The organism is Candidatus Tisiphia endosymbiont of Stenodema calcarata (genome assembly GCF_964030695.1).
Taxonomy (GTDB): Bacteria; Pseudomonadota; Alphaproteobacteria; order Rickettsiales; family Rickettsiaceae; genus Tisiphia.
Map to the genome: position 1 here is coordinate 845,733 of NZ_OZ034911.1, position 25,994 is coordinate 871,726.

At 32.7% G+C, this 25,994-nt stretch carries 21 protein-coding genes and 1 pseudogene; 3 read left to right on the plus strand and 19 right to left on the minus strand.

The features are described 5' to 3' along the window. Window positions 1-146: 146 nt before the first annotated feature. The 3 genes from miaA to ACQH1W_RS03870 all read left to right on the plus strand — a co-directional run bounded on the left by miaA (window position 147) and on the right by ACQH1W_RS03870 (window position 6,087). Window positions 147-1,058, plus strand: a complete 912-nt coding sequence (miaA, locus tag ACQH1W_RS03860) for a tRNA (adenosine(37)-N6)-dimethylallyltransferase MiaA (RefSeq protein ID WP_341761218.1) — start codon at window positions 147-149, stop codon at window positions 1,056-1,058. A 608-nt stretch (window positions 1,059-1,666) separates the two neighbouring features. After that, window positions 1,667-3,916, plus strand: a complete 2,250-nt coding sequence (locus ACQH1W_RS03865; protein ID WP_375333116.1) for a tetratricopeptide repeat protein — start codon at window positions 1,667-1,669, stop codon at window positions 3,914-3,916. Window positions 3,917-4,752: 836 nt separating this feature from the next. Further along, window positions 4,753-6,087, plus strand: coding sequence for an MFS transporter (locus ACQH1W_RS03870; RefSeq protein ID WP_425360935.1), 1,335 nt, complete (start codon window positions 4,753-4,755; stop codon window positions 6,085-6,087). On the opposite strand, the gene ACQH1W_RS03875 is transcribed toward ACQH1W_RS03870, so the two are convergent. The 19 genes and pseudogenes from ACQH1W_RS03875 to ACQH1W_RS03965 all read right to left on the minus strand — a co-directional run bounded on the left by ACQH1W_RS03875 (window position 6,074) and on the right by ACQH1W_RS03965 (window position 25,910). Next, window positions 6,074-6,715 (minus strand): HD domain-containing protein, encoded by a 642-nt coding sequence (locus tag ACQH1W_RS03875; protein ID WP_425360936.1) that lies wholly within the window; start codon window positions 6,713-6,715, stop codon window positions 6,074-6,076. The two genes, ACQH1W_RS03870 and ACQH1W_RS03875, sit on opposite strands and share 14 nt — an antisense overlap. Window positions 6,716-8,026: 1,311 nt before the next feature. Further along, window positions 8,027-8,809, minus strand: a complete 783-nt coding sequence (locus tag ACQH1W_RS03880; RefSeq protein ID WP_425361198.1) for a cytochrome c1 — start codon at window positions 8,807-8,809, stop codon at window positions 8,027-8,029. Between the two features lie 107 nt (window positions 8,810-8,916). Further along, the gene (locus ACQH1W_RS03885) at window positions 8,917-10,113 is read right to left on the minus strand and encodes a cytochrome b (protein ID WP_341763253.1); all 1,197 of its coding nucleotides are present in this window, start codon (window positions 10,111-10,113) and stop codon (window positions 8,917-8,919) included. Between the two features lie 6 nt (window positions 10,114-10,119). Then, window positions 10,120-10,647, minus strand: a complete 528-nt coding sequence (gene petA / locus ACQH1W_RS03890; RefSeq protein WP_341763252.1) for a ubiquinol-cytochrome c reductase iron-sulfur subunit — start codon at window positions 10,645-10,647, stop codon at window positions 10,120-10,122. Between the two features lie 647 nt (window positions 10,648-11,294). Then, entirely contained in the window at window positions 11,295-12,599 is a 1,305-nt protein-coding gene (locus ACQH1W_RS03895; protein ID WP_375333120.1) for a citrate synthase, read from the minus strand. Window positions 12,600-12,825: 226 nt separating this feature from the next. Further along, the gene (locus ACQH1W_RS03900) at window positions 12,826-14,031 is read right to left on the minus strand and encodes a dicarboxylate/amino acid:cation symporter (protein WP_341763250.1); all 1,206 of its coding nucleotides are present in this window, start codon (window positions 14,029-14,031) and stop codon (window positions 12,826-12,828) included. A 315-nt stretch (window positions 14,032-14,346) separates the two neighbouring features. After that, complete coding sequence (gene cutA, locus ACQH1W_RS03905; RefSeq protein ID WP_341755864.1) at window positions 14,347-14,643, minus strand: divalent-cation tolerance protein CutA; 297 nt, start codon at window positions 14,641-14,643, stop codon at window positions 14,347-14,349. A gap of 18 nt (window positions 14,644-14,661) precedes the next feature. Further along, on the minus strand, window positions 14,662-15,078 hold the full coding sequence (locus ACQH1W_RS03910) for a 6-pyruvoyl trahydropterin synthase family protein (RefSeq protein WP_342278694.1): 417 nt from the start codon (window positions 15,076-15,078) through the stop codon (window positions 14,662-14,664). Between the two features lie 366 nt (window positions 15,079-15,444). After that, window positions 15,445-15,840 carry an ATP synthase F1 subunit epsilon gene (gene atpC / locus ACQH1W_RS03915; RefSeq protein ID WP_375333121.1) on the minus strand — a complete coding sequence of 132 codons (396 nt, stop codon included), beginning with the start codon at window positions 15,838-15,840 and terminating at the stop codon, window positions 15,445-15,447. After that, complete coding sequence (atpD, locus tag ACQH1W_RS03920) at window positions 15,840-17,273, minus strand: F0F1 ATP synthase subunit beta (RefSeq protein ID WP_375333122.1); 1,434 nt, start codon at window positions 17,271-17,273, stop codon at window positions 15,840-15,842. Before atpD ends, atpC begins: the two co-directional genes overlap by 1 nt. A gap of 20 nt (window positions 17,274-17,293) precedes the next feature. Next, a complete protein-coding gene (gene atpG / locus ACQH1W_RS03925; RefSeq protein ID WP_375333123.1) occupies window positions 17,294-18,331 on the minus strand; it encodes an ATP synthase F1 subunit gamma in 1,038 nt (345 codons plus the stop codon). Window positions 18,332-18,543: 212 nt separating this feature from the next. Further along, on the minus strand, window positions 18,544-20,115 hold the full coding sequence (gene atpA, locus ACQH1W_RS03930) for a F0F1 ATP synthase subunit alpha (protein WP_341763245.1): 1,572 nt from the start codon (window positions 20,113-20,115) through the stop codon (window positions 18,544-18,546). A gap of 117 nt (window positions 20,116-20,232) precedes the next feature. After that, the gene (atpH, locus tag ACQH1W_RS03935; RefSeq protein WP_341763244.1) at window positions 20,233-20,796 is read right to left on the minus strand and encodes an ATP synthase F1 subunit delta; all 564 of its coding nucleotides are present in this window, start codon (window positions 20,794-20,796) and stop codon (window positions 20,233-20,235) included. A 218-nt stretch (window positions 20,797-21,014) separates the two neighbouring features. Next, window positions 21,015-21,981: pseudogene (locus ACQH1W_RS03940) on the minus strand (DUF4040 domain-containing protein). Window positions 21,982-22,245: 264 nt separating this feature from the next. Beyond that, complete coding sequence (locus tag ACQH1W_RS03945) at window positions 22,246-22,548, minus strand: Na+/H+ antiporter subunit G (RefSeq protein WP_341763243.1); 303 nt, start codon at window positions 22,546-22,548, stop codon at window positions 22,246-22,248. A 7-nt stretch (window positions 22,549-22,555) separates the two neighbouring features. Beyond that, window positions 22,556-24,010, minus strand: coding sequence for an NADP-dependent isocitrate dehydrogenase (locus tag ACQH1W_RS03950; protein ID WP_425360937.1), 1,455 nt, complete (start codon window positions 24,008-24,010; stop codon window positions 22,556-22,558). Between the two features lie 20 nt (window positions 24,011-24,030). Continuing rightward, entirely contained in the window at window positions 24,031-24,636 is a 606-nt protein-coding gene (locus ACQH1W_RS03955; RefSeq protein WP_375333125.1) for an OmpH family outer membrane protein, read from the minus strand. A 158-nt stretch (window positions 24,637-24,794) separates the two neighbouring features. Next, window positions 24,795-25,700 carry an Rpn family recombination-promoting nuclease/putative transposase gene (locus tag ACQH1W_RS03960; RefSeq protein WP_375333126.1) on the minus strand — a complete coding sequence of 302 codons (906 nt, stop codon included), beginning with the start codon at window positions 25,698-25,700 and terminating at the stop codon, window positions 24,795-24,797. A gap of 12 nt (window positions 25,701-25,712) precedes the next feature. Continuing rightward, window positions 25,713-25,910 carry a hypothetical protein gene (locus ACQH1W_RS03965; protein ID WP_375333127.1) on the minus strand — a complete coding sequence of 66 codons (198 nt, stop codon included), beginning with the start codon at window positions 25,908-25,910 and terminating at the stop codon, window positions 25,713-25,715. Window positions 25,911-25,994 lie beyond the last annotated feature (84 nt).

A 25,994-nucleotide genomic window follows, 5' to 3' on the forward strand; every position in this document is an offset into this window, starting at 1 on the left:
AATGTTGGTTGGATATATGAGAGTTTCGTCTGAAAATGAAATATAGAATACAGATTTGCAATATAATGCTTTGATAAAAGCTTGAGTTGATCAATGTAATATATATAAAGATCAAGCTAACTTACACAAAAAAAATTATTGACTCGATGTTAGTTATATGTGGACCTACCGCTAGTGGCAAGTCTTATTTGGCACATTATTTAGCTAAAATATATAATGCTGAGATAGTTAACTGTGATTCTATGCAGATATATAGGCAGATTCCCATTATTACTGCCTCGCCATCACAAATATACCGTAATGAGATTCCTTATCATCTTTATAATTTTTTATCTATAGAACAAGAATTTTCGGTAATACAATATATAAATTATGCTCTTGAAAAAATTACAAACATTCGTAGTAGAGGCAAGTTACCAATAATTGTTGGCGGTACGGGGTTATATATTAATTCATTACTTTTTGGTTATAATGAAATACCATCAATATCTCCTAAAATTAGGCAATATGTTAGAGAGCTACACTCTAAGATTGGTTCAACCCAGTTTTTTTATAAACTAAAAGAGCTAGATAACCTAGCTGTTCAGAAGTTAAATGAACACGACACTCAAAGGGTTATAAGAGCCTATGAAGTATTTATGGAAACCGGGCAATCTATATTTGCTTTCCAAAGCTTACAAAATAAATCTATTCTTCCAGCATTTGATTTTAAGGTAATTTTTCTACATCCAAAGAGGGAATTTCTTTATCAAACATGTAATACTAGGTTAGAAAAATTATTTAATGAAGGAGCAATTGAAGAAGTAGCTCAAATTAAAAAAGATTTTCCTGATATATATTCTTCTGCAATAAAAACCATTGGTCTACGGGAAATATTATGCTATTTAAATAATGAAATTACTTTGCAAAATGCCATAAATCTAGCACAAATTAAGACTAGGCAATATGCAAAAAGGCAAATTACTTGGTTCAAAAACCAAATAAAGGACAAGGTAACTCTAGAATATTCTAATAATCAGCAATTTGAAGAGTTGATTATTGATTTGGAGATATTATAAATTAACTAGACCTATAATTAACCTAAGTTCGATGTAAGCACCAAACAAAATGCAGTGCATTATGTAATAACATAAACAAACTGTTGTTGGTGAGCTATCAACCTCATTGTATAGTATTTACGACTATACTGTGTTAAAGTTGCAGTTAGCCGAGTTGGTTAAAGAGCTATTAATTGTATCATATATGTTGTAAATATATTCCATCAATTTTAATGTGATAAATTGTACAGCAAGTTTGCAAATCAGAATGCCTTCGTTAAGTGAGGAGTTTGACGATGTCATTTACACTCCTGATAAATAATACTGCTCAAATCACTAGTTACGTTGGGATAAGGTTATAATTTAGAGGTCTATCGGCGTTATACATGTCAAAAATCACCATAAGGGATTATACGAACTTTGAGATTGTAAAGATGCCCTACTGATACTAGGTTAGTGAAATTTAGGTTCAGAATTAGCAAACAAACTTTCCTATTTTTTTTAATGATTTTTATTATTAATATTCAAACTTAAGTTGAGTTATTTTTGCTTATTCTTTATAATTGTTTGTAATAATATGTTTTATACGTACCGTTAAGGCATAATTTATTTTTCAACAGTTTCATTATATGAAAAAATTTCTAACATTATTCATATTACTAATTATTTATAGTAATACTTTTGCTCAAGAACAAGTATCTAATTTAATCACTCCAGTTAGTTATTTTGTCAATCATGAGCAACAACTTAAAATCCTTGATGAGCATTTAAATAAATATAGACAAGCAAGTATAGTTGGTACTAGTGGTATAGGTAAAACTCAACTGATTAGGATGTATAGTTATGAGAATAAAAATAATTATGATCTAATTTGGTTTTTTGATTGTAACCTAGACCTTAATGAACAATTTGTTAAATTAGCCCAACAACTCAATATGGTTAAACAAGCTAATATATCTGAAGCAATAACTCTATCCAAAAAAGAAGTAATATCATATTTAACTACTACTACTAAATGGTTATTGGTGTTTGATAATTTAAAAGTTAATGAAAATAAAAAAGTACAAGATTTAATTGATTGGGAACATAATGGTCATGTAGTGTTTTGCTCGCAAGATAATGAAAAGTTACATAACATTATAGCCATGCCGCTACTCGATCACCCTACTATTGTAGCTTTAGCTAATAACTTATTGAACAATAAGGATAATAATAGTATCGAATTTTTAGTGCAATCTTTTAGTGGTTATCCAATACTTATCGTGCAAGGGGCGCAATTACTTAACAAAATTAAAGGTTTAGATAAAGAGGAATATAAAAAGAAAATCTATCAATCGACTAATAAAATAGCAACAAATATTAGTATGGCTATTCAACAGCTAAACCCTAATGCAGTAAAGTTACTTAATAAAATAGCTTTATTAAATAACCAAAGCTTTTCAAAACAGCTTCTTACCATCATTACTGATAATAAAGATACTTTAGAGGATGATATATATCAATTATCTAAATTTGTGCTAATCAGTAATATTAATGCTAGCGAGGATAACCCTATTTTTGAAATGCATGATATAATCAGCAATAAAATAATAGAACTAAATGGCAATAATAATAAAATATATTTAGAAAATATGATTAGCAAATTACCTAAACCAAAAGGAATTTATTCAGCATATTTGTGGAGAAGTGCCAAAACTATACTAGAAAATTTAGAGATTCTTCTAAAAAACTCTGAAAAATATAATATTAATTTATACGCAATACTTACCTTAAGGTCTGAGTTATTCTCTCTATATCTAAACATTTATAACGACAAAGCCAAACAAATGTTTGATTGGTTTAATCAAAAAGATAAAAATAAGGAATTTAAATTGTGGCAAATGTCTGAATCTCAAAAATTTTATTATGCTAGGTACTTAGGAGCAATAGGAGTGTATCATGAAATGATATTAAGGAATTTTGACACAGCGAGTTTTTATCTGAATAAATCATTAAATATTGTAGATAAGTTTGATGATGATGAAGCCAATTATTCTCTTAAATTTAGTATTATGTCAAATATATCTGAATCTCAGATATTTTTAGGTAATATAACACTTGCTAAAGAATTGCTTAAAAAGATAGAAGAACTAGCAAAACAAGGAGTAATACAAGAAATTGATATATCTATAATGTATCAATTAAAAAGTGCATTATGTGAGATGCAAGGCAAATATAAGGAAAGTTTAGAGTATGTAGATAAAGCTACTGAAATATTTATAAAAAATGGATTTGATATTAATGCCTTAGCCCTTAGTGAACACCGATTATATAGAGCAAGTATATTAAATTTTCTTGGTAGATATCAAGAAGCTTATACTCAAGTTCAACAGATATATGACGTATATAAACCCCTTAAACATAAGCCTAATAAAATATTTGCAGATATTTATACAGAAATGGCAAGAAGTGAATTAGGTTTAGGTAAAATAGATAAAGCTTCTGAATACATTAATAAAACTATTTCCATATTTTTAGCAGATGAAAACAACGATTTTGAAAGCGCAAATTATTCTAAAAATGTTGATTTAGCAGATAGTTATAGAGTACAAGGTGATGTTTTGTTTGCTCAAGATAACTTTAAGCAAGCTATAGAATCCTATAAAAAAGCGTTTGTTATATATCATTATTCATATGGAGATAGAAGTAAAAATGTTGCCCGAATAAGTGATCTGTATAATCATGGAGCAAGAGCCTCTTGTAAAAGCAAAGATTTATATAATTACAAATTCTTTGGCAAGCCACAAATTAAGGAGTTTGGCATACACCACCCTAATACAGTTGATATGTTTGAATATTGCAAACAATATAACATGGATTTGTGGGTCAAGAACAATTAAACATTAAGGTTCTATGATTTCTACTCGGCAGCTGTTGGTAAAATCATTGATGGCATTATGTGTTTATAATATATAAGAGACCTTGTTTAAGAGATTAATTTTTGCATTCAATACTCCAACTTTACATTAGCTCGGTTTAATTAATGTAGGAGATTTATTCTTTAGGCTTCTTTGTTCCTGCTGATATCCTATCATTTATTATAGTATTTATAAATATTGAAGATTTGGTTGAACGATAGCAAGAAAATTATAATATCGAAAATTGAAATAATAAATCTTGGTTGTAACAATATCACGGTTCTATAAACAAATTAGAATTAGAAGGGGGAAAAGAGATATTTGGTAAAAATATAGCCTGAGATCAAAGAGATGTTGATTATCAAAATCGTATCGCATACGAGTAGAATATTAGATATTGTTTATATTATGAAAAATAATTAATTTTTTTATTAAAATAAGTTGACTATTATTTTAGAATTGATTCTAATTAAAATATGGCAACATAAATCAACCTAAATAGCATGGCAAAATATAAAATGGCTGATGATTTTGATGATAGGGATAAGCTGATAGACAATTAGAATCGCGTTGTCAACAATTCCTCTCATATCAGGGGGCATCTTCTTCCCAGCATAATGCTTCGTACGACACTTGTCTTGATACATCTGACTCGGAAGAAGATATAGCACTAGCTGGAAACTCCATATGTGTTGTGAAATTATGTAGCATCAAACCCTAAAATTATAGTCCCATATGTCAAATTGACATGGGGGGTTTTTAAAACAGTTATATATAATTATAATTCTAGATAATATATAAGTAAGATTTAAACAACTATGAGTAAATTTGTACAAGCCGATGGTAGGGTTATCTATCCCCAAACCAATCTAACGAGAGAACAAAAAGAAGCCGTCGGGTTACTGTCAATAGGAACATTCCTTGAGTATTTTGATCTGATGCTTTATGTTCATATGACAGTTTTACTTAATAGTCTGTTTTTTCCCCAAAATGATCTAGACTCTGCCGCTTTTTTTACTGCAATTGCATATAGTATCACTTTTGTTTTTAGACCATTTGGAGCATTGCTGTTTGGTTGGATAGGAGACACTATTGGTCGAAAAATAACTATCATTGTTACAACCTTTATGATGGCAGCCTCGTGTTTTGTTATGGCTACCTTACCAACTTATGAACAAATTGGAATTACGGCTTCATGGATTATTAGTATATGTCGTGCAGTACAAGGTATATCTTCCTTAGGTGAGAGGGTGGGAGCAGAGTTATATTTAATGGAAATAACAAAACCACCAATACAATATCCAGTTGTAACGTTGATTACGGTTTGTGCCTCCTTGGGGTCAATGGTTGCATTAGGTTTTGGTTTTTTGATTACTAACTATGGATTTAATTGGCGGTATCTTTTTTGGTTTGGAATGATAATTGCCACTATAGGTACAGTTGCTAGAACTAACTTAAGAGAAGCACAAGAATTTGCTAATGCAAAATTGCGATTAAAAACATTTTTTGATAACCACTTTATTGATAGAAAAATATTAAAAGGTGATCCGATTTTAGAAGAAAAAGTGCAGAAAAAAACAGTATTCTATTATTTTTTAATTCAATGTGCTGGTCCAGTACCAACATATTTTGTGTATTTTTATTGTGGTAATATACTCAGGAATTCTTTTGGTTATGGCATTGGAGATATTATTTATCATAACTTTCTTATTTCGATAATACAGCTATTCACTACGCTATTATTAGCGTATTTAAGTTATAGAATATACCCTTTAAAGATTATTAAAGTCAGGTGGGTAATTTTCTCTACTTTTATAATATTTTGCCCTTATTTTCTTTATAGGGTCAGCACTCCTATACATTTATTTATAATACAACTATTGATCGTGTTATTTGCACCTGATTCAGCTCCAGCTAGTGCAATTTTTTATAAATATTTCCCTATTTTTAAACGCTTTACTTATAGTAGTATTGTATACGCCTTAGCACATGCCACAATTTCTGTTGTTACATCTTTTGGTTTTATATATTGTACAAAATATATGGGGCAAATAGGAATACTATGTATTATGTTGCCTATAGTAATAAGTTATGGATTTGGGATATTTTACTTTGCAAAGTTGGAGAATATAACTGTAACTAATAGTTATTAGTTTTATAATAAGTATGTATTAATTTAGAACATAATTCTGCAAAATTTTGCTCAATTGTTGGTGTATTAAAATACATACTAAGGCTCATAAACCTACTAAGGGTTTCTATTATAATTTTTTTTGCTTTCTCCGGTGATTTAGTTTCTAGAGTTTGTATATTATGAGTTCGATCAAATAATTTAATCAATGCCACATCATATTTTTCTTGTTGAAGTAATATATCTAATGTTTCCGCCGAGCTAATCTTTCCGTGAGGCTTGTTCCTGTTTAAGTCTTCTACTTGACTAGCAACCTGCTCCCCAAAAATATAAGCAATCATCTTTTTAGTAAGTTTTGTATCCTCAATGGTATCATGCAGTATGCTGGTAACAATAATATCAGTGCGAAAAAGATAATCAGAAATCATATACGCCACCTCTAGTGGATGGGAGTAATAAGGCTCGCCTGACTGCCGCATTTGGCTACCATGATATTTCTTGGCGTAATATATTGCTTTTTTGACTTCGTTAATATCTATTGGTCTATTTACTTCCTCATTCATCTTACAGAGTTTGTCCAGTAACCTAGTAGCATATTGACAAGGTGCATACTTTGAATTGTCCCGATAATTAATATCTTCTTCTTTCATAAAAAACCCTAAATATTTTTATATTCAATTTATAGATTAAACTAAAATATAAATTATTACCAAGGACTTTTTATCTATTTTTACAAAAGATGAATATTTTTGTATTTTGTTGAAATATGCATTTTGTTGTTGTATAAATAGACAGCTACTTCCTTTATATTCACATATCCTATAAATCGTTGTGTAAACTGTAAATGACTAGACAAAAAAATACCAGTAAAATTTATATTGTTATAGAACTCTTGCTAGAAAAAACTAGAATAATATTTTAATGAGGTTGCCTTGGTGTAAATTGTTATATATTTATTATTTATTTCAGAGTATTTTTAGTTTATTTTCTAATTTTACCTATACACCTGAGCATCCGTAATGGAAGTCAATAAAAAAATAGTAACTTAACATAAATTTTCATTCCAAGAAGAATTATTTTTTACAATAGAGTGCATAAAAGCTAGTAATTTACGCATAACAGCAACAAGAGCAACTTTTGCTGGTTTAATGGAAAGAAATAAAAGAAAAGTTCTTTTACAACAAACTATTCCATTCAATGGAGGATGTATTAAATAGAATGTCAGATGCTATATTAAAATATGAAGCAAGTCCTCAAATTATTAAGTCTATCACTAGTTGGAACTGGATTATTAATCCTATTAATTCTTTATTGAAAGATAATTAGTATGACTTCTAGCTCTTTCTCGAAAAAATGATAGCCTTCTTGTAATTCTTGTGTATTGTTGTAGCTATCAGTTTTCGTGCAAGAAACTATCAACGATAAAAGTTGACGAGATGTTTTACTTAATTGTTTGCCACAATTATTGGTAAGATTTCGCCACTCAGGCGGGACAAAATTACCGACTATATTATAGAAAATAGTGTTAGGATTTTCAATTAAGTTGTCGGAAAAATTAACGATTCTGTCATATTTCCTCCCCGTGAAAAACGGTTAAAAATAGACTATTTTGTATGTCAAACTTGGGGAATTTTGCTAAAAAAACACTATAAAAACAGTATAGAATTTTTTTAATGAAATTATGAAATAGTTGGGACGGTAATATATATGCTGATTGGAAGGAAATTTTTAAATCACATTCTCTGCTCTTGCGAGGAGGCGATGAAATCGCCGACGTGGCAATCTCATGAAATAATATCTGCCTTTGTTAGGCGGCTTCGAGATAATTTAAGCTCTTCTTCACAAGATTGCCACGTCGGCACTTTGTGCCTCCTCGCTAATAGACGGTTTTAACTTTCAACAGTTGTGTACCTCGACCCTTCGACTCCTGCTACTATCATAATTTTGATTCTATCAACTCTTCATTTATGCTCTTCTGTTTCTAGATTCTTCCAAATTCTATTTTTAGAGATATAGAAGAAAATTATAAAAATTACTAAGAACATCATCACTTTTAAACCCATGGATTTACGGTTTTCCATTTCAGGTTCAGCAGCCCATTGTAAAAATATCGTAACATCCATAGCCATTTGTTCGACTGATGAGTTTGTTCCGTCTATATACTTTACTTGTCCATCTGACAAGGGAGCTGGCATGGCAATCTGACTATGTGGAAAATATGGGTTGTAATTTAATCCTAGCATTAGTTTAAAATTCTCAGGAGGATCACTATAACCAGTAAGTATAGAATATAAATAATTTGCTCCATCAGGTCTTGCTTTGATAATCAACGATAAATCAGGCGGGTCTGCTCCATTATTGGCAGCTCTTGCTGCTTGTTCATTAGGATAGGGACGAACAAATGGATCAGAGGTTAGAGCCGGTCTTTCAAACATTTCTCCTGCATCATTTGGACCATCTTGTACAGTATAATTTTTGGCTATTTCTTTAATTTCTTCATCTGAAAATCCTATATCTTTAAGATTACGATAATATAAATTATAAAGACCATGACAGCTACTGCATACTTCTTTATATACTTGGAAGCCACGTTGTGCAGCTTTCCTATCAACAGTTGCAAAAACTCCATCAAATGACCAAGCAATCTTTTTTGTAGGTAGTGCTTCGTTTGCGATAGAGATGTTTGATAGTAATAATATGAATAGACAAATAATAGAGTTTCTCCATGACAGAAAAAACGTCATCCGAGCTACAGCGGGAATCCAAGAAAGATATCCTGAAAGACCATTAAATATTGGTTTAAATATCATATGCCCCTGTATAAAATACCTTTGTATAACTTTGTTGTCTTTCATATAGAATCCGGTAATGGCAGAGTTTTTTCATATTTGCTAATTAGGGGTACTGCAATTAAAAAATGAAAGAAATAATAAGTAGCAGCAAACCGGCTTAAGGTAATGTAAGGTTCTTCTGCTGGTTGTCCTCCAAGATACCCAAGTGTCAAGCAGTCAAATATGAACAGCCAAAAAGCTATGCGGAACATTGGTCTATAATTGCTACTCCTAACTTTTGAACTGTCAAGCCAAGGTAAAACAAATAATAACAAAATACTAGAGAACATTAATATTACGCCACCTAGCTTTGACGGTACTGCACGTAAAATGGCAGAAAATGGCAGAAAATACCATTCGGGAACTATATGAGCTGGAGTAACCAAAGGATTAGCTGGTATGTAATTGTCAGGATGCCCTAGATAATTTGGTTGGTAAAAGACAAAAAAGGCAAATATTAAAAAGTAAACACCGAATCCAACAAAGTCTTTTACCGTATAATACGGGTGAAAAGGGATGGTATCTTTAGATGACTTAACATCGATCCCTTTAGGGTTATTTGATCCATGAATATGTAGTGCTACTAAATGGAGTAGTACTAAAGCTACTATAATAAACGGCAATAAATAATGTAAAGCAAAAAATCTGTTAAGTGTAGGGTTATCAACTGAAAATCCTCCCCAAAGCCAAGTAACTATCGATTTGCCAATAATAGGTATAGCTGAAAATAAATTGGTGATTACAGTTGCTCCCCAGTAACTCATTTGTCCCCAAGGTAATACATATCCCATGAAAGCAGTAGCCATCATAGTAAGAAAAATTATTATGCCTATATGCCACAACAACTCTCTAGGTTTTTTGTATGAGCCATAATATAATCCTCTACAGATGTGTAGATAAACTGCAGCAAAAAACATTGATGCTCCAACTGAGTGTATATAACGTATTAACCAGCCGTAATTGACATTACGCATAATTTTTTCAACACTCTCAAAGGCGTAATCGACATGAGGAGTGTAATGCATAGCTAAAATAATGCCAGTGATTATCTGAATTACTAAAGCGATACCAGCTATTGACCCTAAGTTCCATAGGTAACTTAAATTTTTGGGTGTTTGGTATTCGCCTAAATGTTTAAGGAACGAGAAAACAGGTAGTCTATAGTCTATCCATTCTATAACGGGGTTTGATTTTTTAGGATCATTAGTTTCATTCATAAATAACTATCCGATTTTAATTTTTGTATCGGAAATAAACTCATATGGTGGGACAGCCAAATTTAAAGGAGCTGGTCCTTTACGAACGCGACCAGATGAGTCGTATTGAGAGCCGTGGCATGGACAAAACCAACCATCATAATCTCCTTGGTTTGCAAGTGGTACACAACCTAAATGTGTACAAATGCCGATAGTTACTAACCATTTATCATGTCCAGCTTTAACTCGTACTTGATCAAGTTCAGGATCTATTAACTCGGAAAGGTTTACACTTCTTGCTTCAGCAATTTTTTCTGGAGTCCTGTTAGTAATAAAAACCGGTTTACCTTGCCATTTAACAGTAAGAGTTTGACCTGGTTGTATGTGAGATAAATCCACTTCTATTGAAGATAGGGCAAGAACATCCGCTGAAGGGTTGAATGAATCAACAAGAGGGTAGGTAGCACATGCAGCTCCAACCACAACCATACTGCTGGCAGTTAAGGTTATAAAATCCCTACGAGTTGCCTTATCATAATCATTAGTATTTGACATAAACTGACTAGTATACCTCTCCTACTTCAATAGTTGTTTTCACAACTCTTGAAGTAGGGAATTATTTTACAATGAGTGCAACTATAGAGCCTAGGTTCTATAGTAGTGGCTTTCACTTTTTGCACAAACTTGATATTTATTATTATATTTAATATAATAGACTACTGGAAAAGTAACAAAAAATCAAGGGTAGCTTCAGCAATTCAACAATTAACAGTGAAGTATTACCCTAATTTTGCTTATAAGGAAAAATGCATTCTTAAAGCGGCTAACGCGAATGCATTTTAAACCTTTCTAAAGCTAAAAACATGATTTTAAAGGATTAAAATCATGTTTTTAGCAAAATATTAATTTAACATAAAAAATACGTCATTGCGAGGAGTCGCGAAAAAGCGGCAACTCAGCAATCTAGGATACGCGAAGCGTTACTCTAAAAAAACAGCTTCGCTGTTTACCTAGATCGCCACGGCATCTAAAGATGCCTCGCGATGACGATTATAAAGAAATGTACTATCTGTATACTAGCTTTCTTACTTAAGTTTTCTTAAGTATCTTATAGTTATTCACTAAAGACAATATTTAAGATACAAGGGTACTATGCTTAAACCTTCTCGGATTAGCTTTATCTATATAGGATTTTACTATAATTATCTTTTATTAAAAGGAATAAATTCTCTTTGTACATACCCAGTATATAATTGCCGAGGTCTGCTAATTTTTTGTTCGGGATCTTCATGCATCTCTTTCCATTGTCCCATCCAACCAACAGTTCTTGCTATAGCAAAAAGCACTGTAAACATCTGTGATGGTATCCCCATAGCTTGATAAATAATACCAGAATAAAAATCAACGTTTGGATAAAGCTTACGATCTATAAAATATTGATCATTGAGAGCAATTTTTTCAAGCTCAGTAGCAATTTGTAGTAATGGGTTATTATTTTCTCCTAATTCATCTAATACTTCTTTGCAGGTCTCTCTAAGTACAACTGCTCTTGGATCATAACTTTTATAGATTCGGTGACCAAAACCCATTAAGCGGAAAGAATCATTTTTATCTTTTGCTCTTGCAATATATTGTGGAATACGGTCTATTGTCCCAATCTCTTTCAGCATATTAATTACTGCCTCATTTGCTCCGCCATGTGCTGGTCCCCATAAAGACGCTATGCCAGTACTGATACAGGCAAACGGGTTAGCACCGGATGATCCGGCCAAACGTACTGTTGAAGTGGAGGCATTTTGCTCATGGTCAGCATGGAGAATAAATATTTTATCTAAGGCATTCTTTACTACTTGGTTTACCTTATATTTTTCACAAGGCGTCGCAAACATCATATGGAGAAAATTTTCAGTAAAATCTAAACTATTATCAGGATATATAAAAGGCTGACCTATTGAATATTTATATGCCATTGCTGCAATAGTTGGCATTTTTGCAATCATTCTAATAGCAGCTAACTCGCGTTCATTTTCTTCTACATTTAAAAAATTTGGATAAAATGCAGATAAAGATCCTACCACAGCCAACATAATTGCCATAGGATGAGCTGAGTGACGGAAAGCCATAAATAAACTTCTAAGCTGCTCATTAACCAAAGAGTGATTAGTAATTTTCTGAGAAAAAGATTTATACTGATTAGTGGTTGGTAATTCACCATTTAACAGTAAATAGGCGACTTCTAAGAAATTACTTTTTTCTGCTAACGTTTTAATATCATATCCCCGATGTCTTAATATCCCTTGATCCCCATCTATGTACGTCATTGCAGATTTACAAGCTGCTGTAGACATAAAGCCAGGGTCATAAGTGAAATAGCCTGTTAATGAATATATACCGCTAACATCAATAACATCTTGACCAATCGATGCTTTTTTTATTGGTAAATTAAAAGACTTATCACCTATTTTTAATTCAACATTTTCCAAAGTTTTAATTCCATTATTTGTCATATGTTCTCTTTTATCATATTTTATGTTGCCCACTAATACAAAAAATGTATTTTTTTATATATTTTACCAAATTGTCACCCCTACCACCACAATGTCACCCCTGCGTAGGCAGGGGGCTAGAAAAGTCTAAATAGTCTTCTAGGCTATTTTTTTAGATTCCGCACTGAAGCAGAATGACATCTTATGGCTGTTATATCTACTTAAACTTGTACAGTTGGTATATTTGTTAAACCGAGTTATATGTATCTCTATCCAAAGTACCTTCACTGTTATCAATAATCAAGGTAATTGTTGCATCACCTGTAATATTAATGGTGGTACGTAACATATCTAATATCCTATCAATTCCAGCAATTATAGCAACACCTTCAATCGGTAAATGGATTGAAGATAGAACCATAGGTAGCATTATTAAAGAGGCTCCTGGAATACCAGCACCACCTATAGATCCAAGAGTTGAGGTAATAATAATGACTAAATAATCATGCACCGCTAAATCTATACCCATCATTTGAGCAAAGAATATGGTGGTAAGAGCCAAATTTATAGCAAACCCATCCATGTTTATCGATGCCCCAAGTGGCAATATGAAAGAAGTACTAGATTCAGAGATGCCTAGCCGTTCACGACAAACTTGCATAGTTGTAGCAAGCGTTGCTTTACTACTAGAAGTAGAAAAGGCAAGTATTTGGTATTCCAAACTCTTTTTATAAAAAGGTAATGGTGACATTCGACAAAATACATAAATTAGCATGCCAAAAATACCATATTGACATATCATGGCAATCACTACGGCAGCAACTAATTTTGATAAACTAATCATTACATCAAAGCCTTGCGTACCGACTACCCAAGCCGTTAAAGCAAATGCACCATATGGAGAAAGTTGAATGATCATTGAGATCATTTTTAACACCATTTTTGATAATCTATGAAATAAATCTTTAACAGGTGCAGCACTAGTTCCCATTTTATTTAGTATAAGTCCAGAAAATATTGCAAAGAATACAATTTGTAAAACATTAGAATTGGCAAAAGCCCCTATGACATTATCAGGCACAATATTCACAAAAAAATCAATCATATTAAAGGATTTCTCTTGTGAAGTATTTGAGGCAACATCAAAATTAATATGAACACCATGACCTGGCTTTAATACAAGAGCAACGGTAAGACCAAACACTACAGCAAAAAAAGTAGTTCCTAAAAAAGCAGCAACAGCCTTTATTCCTACTCTGCCAAGAGAAGTAGGGTCACTCATACTAGTTATGCCTGCTACTAAACTAAAAAATATTAAAGGAGCAATAATCATTTTGATCAAACGCAAAAAAATATCTCCTACCGGTTTTATATAAGATACATATTCAGGAAAATATATACCAAACATTATACCTAGGATTAATCCCAAGGTAACTTTTTTCCATAATTTCATTGTTTTCCTTAATTAATTTAAAGAGTGTTTTGATCCGACGTCATCCTGAAATAAATTCAAGATAATGTCCACTTGTGTTCAGGATGACACCAACTTTGGAATTCTAGATATACTCAAATGATTTGAAGAATTGGATTTGAAAATGAATGGTGAGAAGGCGTAGCGTACATATAGTATAGTTACGCATGCGAATCCATGATATTTTCAAAAAACAATTCTTCAAAGCAGAAGAGTATAACATCGCTGACTTAAACTCAGGAAGCAGTGGATTATATAGTTTGGGTAAATCTTAGTTCTAATAAACACTCTCTTAAATTAGATACTTTGAGTTACCCAATTTAAATAGCTAGACAGCCCATCTTGAATGTCGAGCTTTATTATTTGCGGAAGATCATAATTATGTATATCAGTAATCACCTTTTCTATTGTATTGTAGTTATCAGATTTAGCCTTTATCACAATACGATATTCTAGCACAGAAGATATCTTGCCTTCCCATTTAAAATAGCTGACTATATTATCTACTTGTATGCAAGCAGCTAGATTTTCTTCCAATAAGCTAGTTGTTATTTTGTCTACCACCTGCTGGTCATTGGTTGTAGTTAAAATCATACAACATCTTTGTACCACTTATACCTCCACAAAGCAATTAGGTGTTTCAAATAATTTGACTTTTGTAATAATAAAAGAACTATTAGCAAACAATTTTGGTAAAATATTCAATTTTAGGTATAATGCTATATTTTCTGCAGTTGGATTTTGTTGCATATAATATATTTTTTGACCAGTCCAGTCACATATTCTATCTCCCATTTCTCTATCATTTTGGTGTAATATAAGATTATGATCAAAATTATCATTTATCCACTTTTGTATTATTGACTTCATGTGACCAAAATCTACAATCATACCAAGATTATCGGTAACACTTGATCCCGCTGTAACTTCAAGGACATAACGATGACCATGTAGAAATTGACACTTATTCTCATGTCCAACAATTCTATGACCTGCATCAAATTCAATTCTACGAGTACACTTTATCATAATTAACCTCAAGTATCGATGTAAGACATCGTTTTAATAGCCTAGGATATCATCCATGCACTTTTGATGTCATCTCAGGCGTAGGCGGCTGGTATCTAAGAAAATAGCCTAGAAGGATGTTATATCTATAGTATCTACATTTTTTATATAACCACTATTAAAATGGCTGCTGATCGTCTATTAGCGAGGAGTCGCGAAAAAGCGGCGACGCGGCAACCTAGGATACGCGAAGCGTACTAGAAAAAAAAACAGCTTCGCTGTTTACCTAGATCGCCACGGCATCTAAAGAGCCTTGCTATGACGATTATAGAAAAATGTGTACTATGATGTTATATACTCTTCTGCTTTGAAGAATTGTTTAATTCTTTAAATATGAGCTAGCAAAGATTCATATCTAGCAATATCCAATTTAATAATATCAATTTTTGTATCATCAATTTCTTCGTCTATTTCTTTTGTTAAAGAGTCTATTTTCCTAATTATCTCATGTAGTTGCAAACTACTAGTATCAACAGCAAATTCTGTTACTATATTTACATTTGTCCACGTGACCTCAGCTAACCCTGAGTAGATAAAATACTTAAATACAGAATTATCTACTGTAATTTTTGTCAATCCATCTTTTAAATTTGCAATTAATAACTCATGACCTGGTAAAACCTCAAATTCTCCTAATTCTCCCGGCATTGTTACCATCTGAGCTTCCATGTCAAACACAACATTCGCTGGCGTTACAATTTTAACCCTAATTATTTTATTCATTATGCCACTTTTTCTTTAAGTGTTTCGCCTTTCTCTACTGCTTCATCAATGCTACCAACCATATAAAAAGCAGCCTCTGGTAAATAGTCATATTTGCCGGAAACCAACCCATGAAACCCTTCAATAGTATCAGCTAAACTGACAAATTTTCCAGCTATACCTGTAAATACTTCGGCAACATGGAAAGGTTGAGATAAAAAGCGTTGAATTTTCCTTGCCCTAGTAACGGTTAATTTATCTGATTCCGACAACTCATCCATTCCTAGAATGGCAATTATATCTTGCAGAGACTTATATGTCTGTAAAACTTTTTGTACCTCACGAGCAACCAAGTAATGTTTCTCTCCAACAATTGCCGGATTTAGTAATTGTGAACTACTATCAAGTGGATCTACTGCCGGGTAAATACCAAGCTCAGCAATTTGTCGACTAAGTACGGTAGTCGCATCCAAATGAGTAAAAGAAGCAGCAGGAGCAGGATCAGTTAGGTCATCTGCTGGCACATAAATAGCCTGCACAGAGGTAATTGATCCAAGCTTTGTTGAAGTAATACGCTCTTGCAGCTCTCCCATATCTGTTGCCAATGTTGGTTGATAACCAACTGCTGAAGGTATTCTACCTAATAGGGCTGATACCTCAGAACCAGCTTGAGTAAAGCGAAAAATGTTATCGACAAAAAACAAGACATCCTGTCCTCCATCTAAATCCCTGAAACTTTCGGCTATAGTAAGACCAGTTAAAGCAACTCTAGCTCTTGCACCGGGTGGTTCGTTCATTTGTCCATAAACAAGAGCTACTTTAGATTTTTTGGGATTTTTTAAATCAATTACCCCAGAGTCAATCATTTCGTGATAAAGGTCGTTACCTTCTCTAGTCCTTTCCCCAACTCCTGCAAAAACCGTATATCCTCCATGTGCTTTTGCTATATTATTAATAAGTTCCATAATTAACACTGTCTTTCCTACCCCAGCACCACCAAATAACCCAATTTTTCCTCCTTTTGAATAAGGGGCTAAAAGATCAATGACTTTAATCCCTGTAACCAAAATGTTTTTTTCAGTTGATTGATCAACAAAATTTGGAGCTGGTTTGTAAATTGAAGCAAAGTCAGTTGAATCAATCTTACCTCTTTCATCAATTGGTACACCAACCACATTTATTATGCGTCCGAGTGTGCCAATACCGACAGGTATCTTAATAGTCTCACCTGTATCTATTACTTCTTGCCCTCTTACTAACCCTTCTGTTGGACCCATAGATATACATCTAGCAATATCGTCTCCTATATGCTGTGATACTTCTAGTATCACTTTCTCTCCATTATTATCGCACTCAAGTGCATTGAGAATTTTTGGCAATTTACCATCACTACTAAACTGCACATCGACTACAGCTGAAATAATCTGCACAATCTTGCCAATAGTTTTTGTCATATTTTACCTTAATTTATTTTTTATACGGCTTCTGCCCCTGCAATAATCTCTATCAAGTCCTTAGTAATCATATCTTGTCTAGATCTATTAAGTTTTAGTGTTAACTTATTAATAAGCTCCTTAGCATTTTTGGTTGCATTATCCATTGCTGTCATTCTAGCTCCTTCTTCGCTAGCTCTATTTTGTAGTAGAGCATAATTAATTTGAGCCGATACATAAAGATTAATCATATGCAAAATAAGCCCTTCACCTTCATATTCATAGCTCAAATATTTCTCATTTGAACATAGCTGTTTTTCAATTGGCAATATTTGCTTTTTAGTTGGAATCTGTATCATAGCATTTTTACAATTGTTAAAATATATTTGACAATTGCTAATTCTAGAATCCTCTACCATCTCCATCAGTTTTTTTTTGATTTGAAATGACAAATTATTATTATGAGCTTTTGGAAACTCATAATAATCATCAATATAATGGGAATATTGTCCCTTAAATGCATCATAACCCTTTTTGCCAATAATAATAAGCCTTACTTGTTTACCAGCATTTTCCAAATTTGCAATATCAGATTTTACCTGCTTGGACAGTAAAAAATTAAAAGCTCCGCATAAACCTCGTTCGGAGGTGACTACTATTAGTAAATGTGACTTATTTATATTAGACCTCTTGCATAATTCTACTTCTGCTGGTAATTTGTGCGTCGCTCCGGTACTCGAATCCTCACGTACACTTAAGTACGCTGCGGTTCTGCGTTCCGTGGCTTCTGCAAATTCCCTAGCAGAAGCGAATTCTGCAAGAGGTCTATTCAAGTCACCTTGCTCTAATAATCCTTCCGAAAAAAATTTTTTCTGTTCAATAGGCAGATACTGTAAATTATTGCTAGATGCCACGCTAGACATTATACCCTGTAGAATCCCAATATAATCCTCTGAGTCCTTAACTTGGTTTTTGGCTTTTGTAAACTTAGTAGCCGAAACTATCTGCATAGCCTTAGTGATTTTTTGCGTTGTTGTAATGCTCTTAATACGAGATCTTAACTGTTTTAAACCTGACATAGCTACCTAATTAATCTTAATCTGAAGTCGATTTAACTTACTGAACACTCGATAATCAAGTTTTTTAGAATTATTAAAAAATACGTCTATTAGCGAGAAGTCGCGAAAAAGCGACTACGCGGCAATCTAGGATACGCGAAGCGTTACTCTAAAAAAACAGCTTCGCTGTTTACTTGGATCGCCACGGCATCTAAAGAGCCTTGCTATGACGGTTAAGGAAAAACTTGATTATCGAGTGAACAAGCATTAAAGTTTTGCACAAAATGTTCTAAGAAAATTTTTAACTTTTGTTCCATTTCTTCAGTAATTCGTCCTTGCTCTCTAATAGATACTAAAATATTGTTTTCACTCAGTTTTATTTCTTGTAGCATTCTATGCTCAAATTCTTTTATTCGTTCAACAGGAATACTATCAAGATAATTTTTTACCCCAGCATAAAGACTAACCACTTGTTCTTCAACAGGGAAAGGGCTATATTGATCCTGCTTCAATATTTCGCTAAGCTTTGTACCATGTGAAATAAGTTGTTTAGTTGCAACGTCTAAGTCTGAACTAAACTGAGAAAAAGCTGCTAATTCCCTAAATTGTGCTAACTCAAGTTTCACACTTCCTGCCACTTGCTTCATAGATTTTACTTGTGCTGCTGACCCTACCCTACTCACTGATATACCAATATTTACTGCCGGTCTGATACCTTTATAGAACAGCTCATTTTCTAAAAAAATCTGTCCATCAGTAATTGATATAATATTGGTTGGAATATATGCGGAAACATCACCTGCTTGGGTTTCAATAATTGGCAAAGCCGTAAGAGATCCACCACCAGCTTTATCTGACATTTTTGCGGCTCGTTCAAGTAACCTAGAATGTAGATAAAATACATCTCCTGGATAAGCTTCACGTCCCGGCGGTCTTCTAAGTAATAGTGAGATTTGTCTATAAGCAACAGCATGTTTACTTAAATCATCGTAAATAACTAGTGCATGCATACCATTATCACGAAAATACTCACCAATACTACAACCAGTGTAAGGGGCAACATATTGTAACGCAACAGGATCAGAGGCAGTAGCTGCTACAACTGTGGTATATTCCATTGCTCCTGAGTCTTCTAATCTTTTTACTACCTGTGCAACAGTTGATCTTTTTTGACCAATAGCTACATAAATACAATAAATTTTATTTTTTTCATCGCCGTCAAGATGAGCTTGTTTTTGGTTAATAATAGTATCTATAACAATAGCGGTTTTACCTATTTGCCTGTCACCAATAATTAACTCCCTCTGACCTCTACCAATAGGAATTAGGGCATCAATCACTTTGATACCCGTTTGCACCGGTTCTTTAACACTTTTTCTAACAATTATCCCCGGAGCTTTTTCCTCTATATTCCTATATGTATCAGTTATAATCTCGCCTTTACCATCAATAGGATTTGCCATACCATCAACGACCCTACCAAGCAATGACTTGCCAACTGGTACTTGTAAAATCTTTCCAGTTCTTTTTACCGCATCACCTTGTTTGACTTCTCGATCACTACCAATTAATACAATACTTACAGAGTCTGTTTCAAGATTAAGAGCAAGACCTTTCACGCCTGACGCAAACTCAACTACCTCGCCAGCTTCTACATTATCGATACCATATACCCTAGCTATACCATCACCAACTGTTACAACCTGCCCTACTTCTCGTAAATCGCTAAGCTGATCAATATTAGCAATTTCTTTTTTTAATATTTCAGCAAGTTCAACAGCCTTTAATTGTTGGGTAGACCCCATAGTTATTCCTCATATAAAATTTATTTAACCTATCTTTGTACCTCAATTCGATATAAGAATTGTTAATTCTTATCCCAAATTCGCGTTATATGTATCCCGGAAGTTCAATGTAACAAGTTACATCGAACTTCCGGTTATCTTTGTAGCTTTCAAGGTTTTCGTTATTTTTTCTAACATTCCAGCAATAGAATAGTCCCTAACTATGCTATCATATTGCACCACAATACCGCCAATAATTGACTGACTTTGGCAAAAATTTATAGCAACCTTCTGCTGAAAGTCATCTGCTAAATATTTTGTTAACCATTCTTTCTCTCTAGTTTGCAAAGATTTAGAAGAAGTTACTTTTACCATTTTAATATTTCTGCTGTTATTAAGTAGTTGTTGGTATAATACTATTATGTTTGATAAAATAGGCATACGTGAATGCCTTAGTAATATTAACAAAAACCGCTTAACTATAGATTCGATATTAAAGGTTTTTGTAATTAACTCAATTATTTTACATTTGTCAATATCCTTTACTATAGGAGAAAATATAACAGCCTTGATTTGCGGATTATCCTCGATAAATTGATTAATAATGGTAATCTGCTGTAATATTTTATCTTCCAAGCTACTTGCCAATGCATTATCAAATAAAGCAGAAGTATAGTTACGTACTAATTTATTGTTAATCATTATGTTTTTATATCCATTAAAATTCTATAACTATTACTATGGCTTAAACTCGATAATCAAGTTTTTCCTTAACCGTCTATTAGCGAGAAGCCGCGAAAAGCGGCATCGTAGCAATTTTTTGAAGTAATACTTGTCCCTACTTCACAAGATTGCCGCGTCACCGCTTCCAGCGACTCCTCGCTAATAGACGTATCTTTTAATAATTCTAAAAAACTTGATTATCGAGTTATAGAATATATTAAACACATAACCGATGCAACGCAAAGTCCAACGCCAATTTCAATGATAAAGATACCAATATGTTGAGCTAATAATTTATCATTTGCAAGAGAATAGTAGTTTAAGTAATTATCGTCAAATAATATTGATACCATACCGGTCATGGCATAGATAAGTACCCCGATAGTAGCCATACCAACTAGTAAATCAGTAGAAAAATATTGTTTTAATTTGAACTGACCATGAACTAAATCAAAACCAATTATCATAGAAGCAAATATAGCTCCAGCTTGGAATCCGCCTCCTGGTGATGCATCACCATTAATTTGAATATATAGACCATATAAAAATATATAAGGTAAGATAAAAAGAGTAGAATGTTTTATAATGATAAAATCTTTAAGCATGTTCATTACTTTTTTGTGAAAATAGCAATAATACCGATATTCCAGCAATTAAAATGACTGCCGTTTCTCCAAGAGTATCATAACCTCTGTAGCTAGCTAGTAGTGCTGCTACAAAAGAGGGAATACCAATATCACTTTTAGTATTTTCAATATAATATTTGGTTAGGTGACTTTGTATAGGAGAATCTATAGATCCATATTCTAGTAAATCAAGTCCTGCAAAGCTAAATGTTACTATGAACATTAAACATATAATTGATGAACTTATTACTCGTGTTGGTTTAAGATCACATTTCTGTATATCTTGCAATCTAGTGAGAAAGCTTAGGAAGACACAACTAGACAAACAGCTACCTAGAGCTACCTCAGTCATTGCCACGTCTGGAGCGTCCATAAGAAGATAAGATAAACCAATAAGTAAGCTAAAAACAGAATTTATTACTACTGTTTCTAATAAAGAATTACAAAATATAATCTTAATTGATACGATGGCAAGCATTATAAGGATTACCATAAGCAACCAGCTAGCTAGTTGAAAATTTATTATTTCTAGTATCATAAATAAGCGATCAATTGTTTTAACCTCAGTTTTGGATTAAATTTAAAAATTTTAATCCAAAACTGGCTAGAATAATTTAAGTTCTTCAGAAAAATGCATTCTTGAAACGCTTCTACGAATGCATTTTAATCTATTATCGCTAATAATCTTATTTTTATTGATATAAAAATAAGATTATTAGCAAATGAAATATTTAACAATCAGGCGTCAAACCGCTTTAAGCCTGATTGTTTACTTTCTCATTCCAATTTCGGATTAATTTCATTAATCCGAAATTGAGGTTTTTAGGTTAGTTTTTCTTAATAAAGCAGCCTTGCCAATTGCATGAGTAGATACCGGGTTTAATATTAAAATCAATATAGAGGCAAAAACTAATTTAAAAGAGCTAGTAAAATCATGTTGTAAAAAGGCAAGCCCAACAAGTGATAAAGGTACGCCGCAACATTCAATTATACTAGCAGCATGAATTTTTGTATAGAAATCAGGAAATCTAAAAAGTCCAACAATCCCGGAAAATATTGCTATAATTCCGAGTAAGATTAATCCATAACCGATAACAAAAAACATAAATATTCTATTCTCCTTGAGCAAGCGAATATCCAGCTTTCCCATCAAATTCAAATAGATTTTCAATTTTAATAAAGTCTATTTTTGCATTGCTTAGAGCTTCAAGTAAATGGGCTATAGATAAATGCGTTACTCTTTCCCCATCTTTCTTTGCCATAAAGCGGCAACACCAATGGTCAGACAGCAATTCAAATATCTCATCTCTTGGCCATAATTTAAGTCCCATGGAAGCTATGGTTTTTAATTCTAAGTCACCTAAATTGATAGTTTGAATTTTTGCTGCTACATCATGGGCAGTCAAAGCCTCCATCTGTATGAATATATCACTACCTACCAATTCTTTAGCTTCTTTAGTATTAATCGAATATATCGTGTCAATAGTTTCTTGTGCAGTTGATGATGAATATGCAGCTGCTGCGAGCTTAGAAGGTTTGGAGCCTAGTCTTTTCACTACTTCATCAGCAAATTCCTTAGTTCCAACTTTTTTACTAGATATTTTCTCATCATAGATATCCCCAGTATGAACTCCGTCCTCAATGGTTTTTTTCCAAGCATTTTCTATTAATGCAGCAATATCCTTTTGCTTAATATGAATTAGCATCATAATTACTGCGTTAAGTAAACCAGAAGGATTAGCCAAGTTACGATCTGCAATATCCGGGGCAGAGCCATGTACCGCTTCAAATAAAGCATAATTTTGACCTATATTAGCAGAACCGCTAAGTCCTACTGATCCAGAAATTTCTGCTACTACGTCAGATATAATATCCCCATACAGATTTGAAGTTACAACGACGTCAAATAATCCTGGCTGAGTTGCCAGTCTTGCAGTGCCTATGTCTATTATATAATAGTCACTTTGAATCTGCTTATATTCACCAGCAATTTCATCAAAAACTTTATGAAAAATTCCGTCAGAAAGTTTCATAATATTATCTTTACTAAAACATGTGACTTTTTTACGGTTATTTTTTATCGCATATTCAAAGGCATATCTAATAATTCTTTCACTACCAACTCTGCTGATTAGTTTAAGAGATTCATAAACATTGTGAGTTTGGCGATATTCAATTCCAGCATATAAGTCTTCAACATTTTCCCGTACTATAACTGTATCCAAATTTGGATGTAGTGTTTTAACAAAAGGAGCATAAGAGACAGAAGGACGAACATTTGCATAAAGAGATAAGGCTTTTCTAAGAGTTACATTTAAACTTTTATACCCACCACCTAAAGGAGTGGTAATAGGGGCTTTTAGAAGAATCTTAGTTCTTGCCAATGATTCCCAAGTATCTTGTGCTATCCCTGAAGTATAATGCTTCTGGTATAATTTCTCTCCTACTTCCACCATTTCTATACGTATTCTTGCTTCAGCTTCTTTTAAAATATACAGTACTGCTTGCATTATTTCTGGACCTATACCATCACCATAAGCTACTGTAATGGGAGTAAATTCTGTCATTGATAAACCTCTATAACAAATTATTCGTATTTAATTGTAACATGTTTTAATTTATTATTTAGTTCTGCTATCACTTCTTGTGTAATATTCAGACTATTTTTAGCAAATAAAATTTGAGTACTAGGTATAACTAGATCAAGATTATACTTTTCTGCTAAAGCACTTATAATCTTTGTTATTGCTTCTTGTACTTTTCCTATACCTTCAGCATGGGCTTGCTCAAGACGTACTTTCCTATCTCGTATTTCTTTTTGTGCTATGTTTATTTCCTTTTCAAAAAGACTAAATTCTTGTTCAAAAGCTGATTCGCTTAAAGAGTTACGTTTTTCCATTAATAGATTCTCTATTTTTTTTAGCTCTCCATCCTTCTTTGATAGATCTTGTCGAATTTTCTCGCTTATTTGGTCTACAGATTTTCTTATAGACTGGATTGCTACAGAATGTTCTAGAATAGAGTGTATATCTACAATAGCAATTTTTGTCGCAAATCTATTTGCAATATTTGTATTAGAAGCATAAATAGTTGAATAGCTGTTAATTATTAAACAAAATATTATTGTTAACCAGCTATGACATCGTTTTGACCACATAACTATCATACTAATGTTAGTGTTTTTGATCCACATAGAATTTTCTCTTCTAAATTCTTCAATTTTTTGCAGTATATACCAAAAATTTCTTCCACTAATATGTTTTTACAAAAATAATATCTTTTTTAACTTTCAACAGTTATGAACAACGGTCGTTCTATTTTTCCAATACAGCAATTCAATACCCTTCCTATTTAATTTTCGTCAAGTACAGTAGTTGTGTCTTCAGCCAAATTCTCACGTAGCACTTCTATTTCTTCTATGGATAGTTCTATTATTCTACTTATAGTTTCTATAGAAAAATTTTCTTTTAGCATTTTTTTTGCCATTGCTATTTTTTCTTCAGCTCTACCTTCAGTTCTAGCTGCAACTATATAATCACGTTCTTTTAGCGATTCATTGACATAATTCTGATAGTGCTGACGTTCTTCTGGAGTCATTTTTAGAACACTCAGACGTTCTGCTACTTTCTTCATATAAGGCGACTTAAAATCATCTTTAACCTCAGAATGTTTGGCAAAATATAACCACTCATCCAACTCATCTTTTATAATACCATCAAAAAGCGGTACGGAAATAACAAAATATTCAGGAAATACATTGTGAACATCAAAAAACCTACAACCCATATCAGCAAGATGTAAGTCTACTGGATGTTCCCTGTCCATTTTTCTAAATATAGTCTGACCGTGATATAATGGAGAGCTTATATCGCTCAACACAAAATATATTAAGTTGATATGAAATATTTTTTTGATATCACTATAATCCTGATCTGAGCTGATATTATCAACAATCAACCGACAACTATTAAAGCAAGCTTTGTGGAGAAAAGTGTGGGTAGTTGAACGATCTATTTCCACAATATATTTATGACCTTGCTGGTCTTCAACGATAACGTCAGCTACGCTTTTCTTTAAGTCTTTACGTTCTTTATTACTCTCACTCTCTAGTAAAGCGGTGATTTTTACTGGTAAGTAACCAGCATCTTTAAGTATAGCCGAAATAAAGCCCTCGACTATTTCATAATCACCTTTATCTTTGAGTAAATATTTAATCGCATAGTCTAACGATACCAATGTTTTACTATTCGTACTCATAAGCTATCCTCATTATAAATTTCCTTCAATATTATCCACTCCATCATCTTTTGACGCTTGCGAGCATATGTACAAAAACAAAGCTCGCATGCCTTCATTGAAAGCGGTGTAGTTGCTTTCTTGCCGCATGAAATTGCTGCGATACACACCACTTATGTAGGCTAAATCTTCTAAGACTATTCTAGCATTTTCTCCACTGAAAAGCTGCAAATAAATTGATTTTAATTGCTCTTTTGAGAGTAAAGTAGGTGGAGATTGGGTTGCTGAAGAATTACTTTAATCCTAATTTAATGT

Coding starts and splice junctions, on each gene's coding strand:
- miaA (WP_341761218.1), top strand. CDS start 147: ATGTTAGTTATATGTGGACCTACCGCTAGTGGCAAGTCTTATTTGGCA.
- ACQH1W_RS03865 (WP_375333116.1), top strand. CDS start 1,667: ATGAAAAAATTTCTAACATTATTCATATTACTAATTATTTATAGTAAT.
- ACQH1W_RS03870 (WP_425360935.1), top strand. CDS start 4,753: ATGAGTAAATTTGTACAAGCCGATGGTAGGGTTATCTATCCCCAAACC.
- ACQH1W_RS03875 (WP_425360936.1), bottom strand. CDS start 6,715: ATGAAAGAAGAAGATATTAATTATCGGGACAATTCAAAGTATGCACCT.
- ACQH1W_RS03880 (WP_425361198.1), bottom strand. CDS start 8,809: ATGACGTTTTTTCTGTCATGGAGAAACTCTATTATTTGTCTATTCATA.
- ACQH1W_RS03885 (WP_341763253.1), bottom strand. CDS start 10,113: ATGAATGAAACTAATGATCCTAAAAAATCAAACCCCGTTATAGAATGG.
- petA (WP_341763252.1), bottom strand. CDS start 10,647: ATGTCAAATACTAATGATTATGATAAGGCAACTCGTAGGGATTTTATA.
- ACQH1W_RS03895 (WP_375333120.1), bottom strand. CDS start 12,599: ATGACAAATAATGGAATTAAAACTTTGGAAAATGTTGAATTAAAAATA.
- ACQH1W_RS03900 (WP_341763250.1), bottom strand. CDS start 14,031: ATGAAATTATGGAAAAAAGTTACCTTGGGATTAATCCTAGGTATAATG.
- cutA (WP_341755864.1), bottom strand. CDS start 14,643: ATGATTTTAACTACAACCAATGACCAGCAGGTGGTAGACAAAATAACA.
- ACQH1W_RS03910 (WP_342278694.1), bottom strand. CDS start 15,078: ATGATAAAGTGTACTCGTAGAATTGAATTTGATGCAGGTCATAGAATT.
- atpC (WP_375333121.1), bottom strand. CDS start 15,840: ATGAATAAAATAATTAGGGTTAAAATTGTAACGCCAGCGAATGTTGTG.
- atpD (WP_375333122.1), bottom strand. CDS start 17,273: ATGACAAAAACTATTGGCAAGATTGTGCAGATTATTTCAGCTGTAGTC.
- atpG (WP_375333123.1), bottom strand. CDS start 18,331: ATGTCAGGTTTAAAACAGTTAAGATCTCGTATTAAGAGCATTACAACA.
- atpA (WP_341763245.1), bottom strand. CDS start 20,115: ATGGGGTCTACCCAACAATTAAAGGCTGTTGAACTTGCTGAAATATTA.
- atpH (WP_341763244.1), bottom strand. CDS start 20,796: ATGATTAACAATAAATTAGTACGTAACTATACTTCTGCTTTATTTGAT.
- ACQH1W_RS03945 (WP_341763243.1), bottom strand. CDS start 22,548: ATGTTTTTTGTTATCGGTTATGGATTAATCTTACTCGGAATTATAGCA.
- ACQH1W_RS03950 (WP_425360937.1), bottom strand. CDS start 24,010: ATGACAGAATTTACTCCCATTACAGTAGCTTATGGTGATGGTATAGGT.
- ACQH1W_RS03955 (WP_375333125.1), bottom strand. CDS start 24,636: ATGTGGATCAAAAACACTAACATTAGTATGATAGTTATGTGGTCAAAA.
- ACQH1W_RS03960 (WP_375333126.1), bottom strand. CDS start 25,700: ATGAGTACGAATAGTAAAACATTGGTATCGTTAGACTATGCGATTAAA.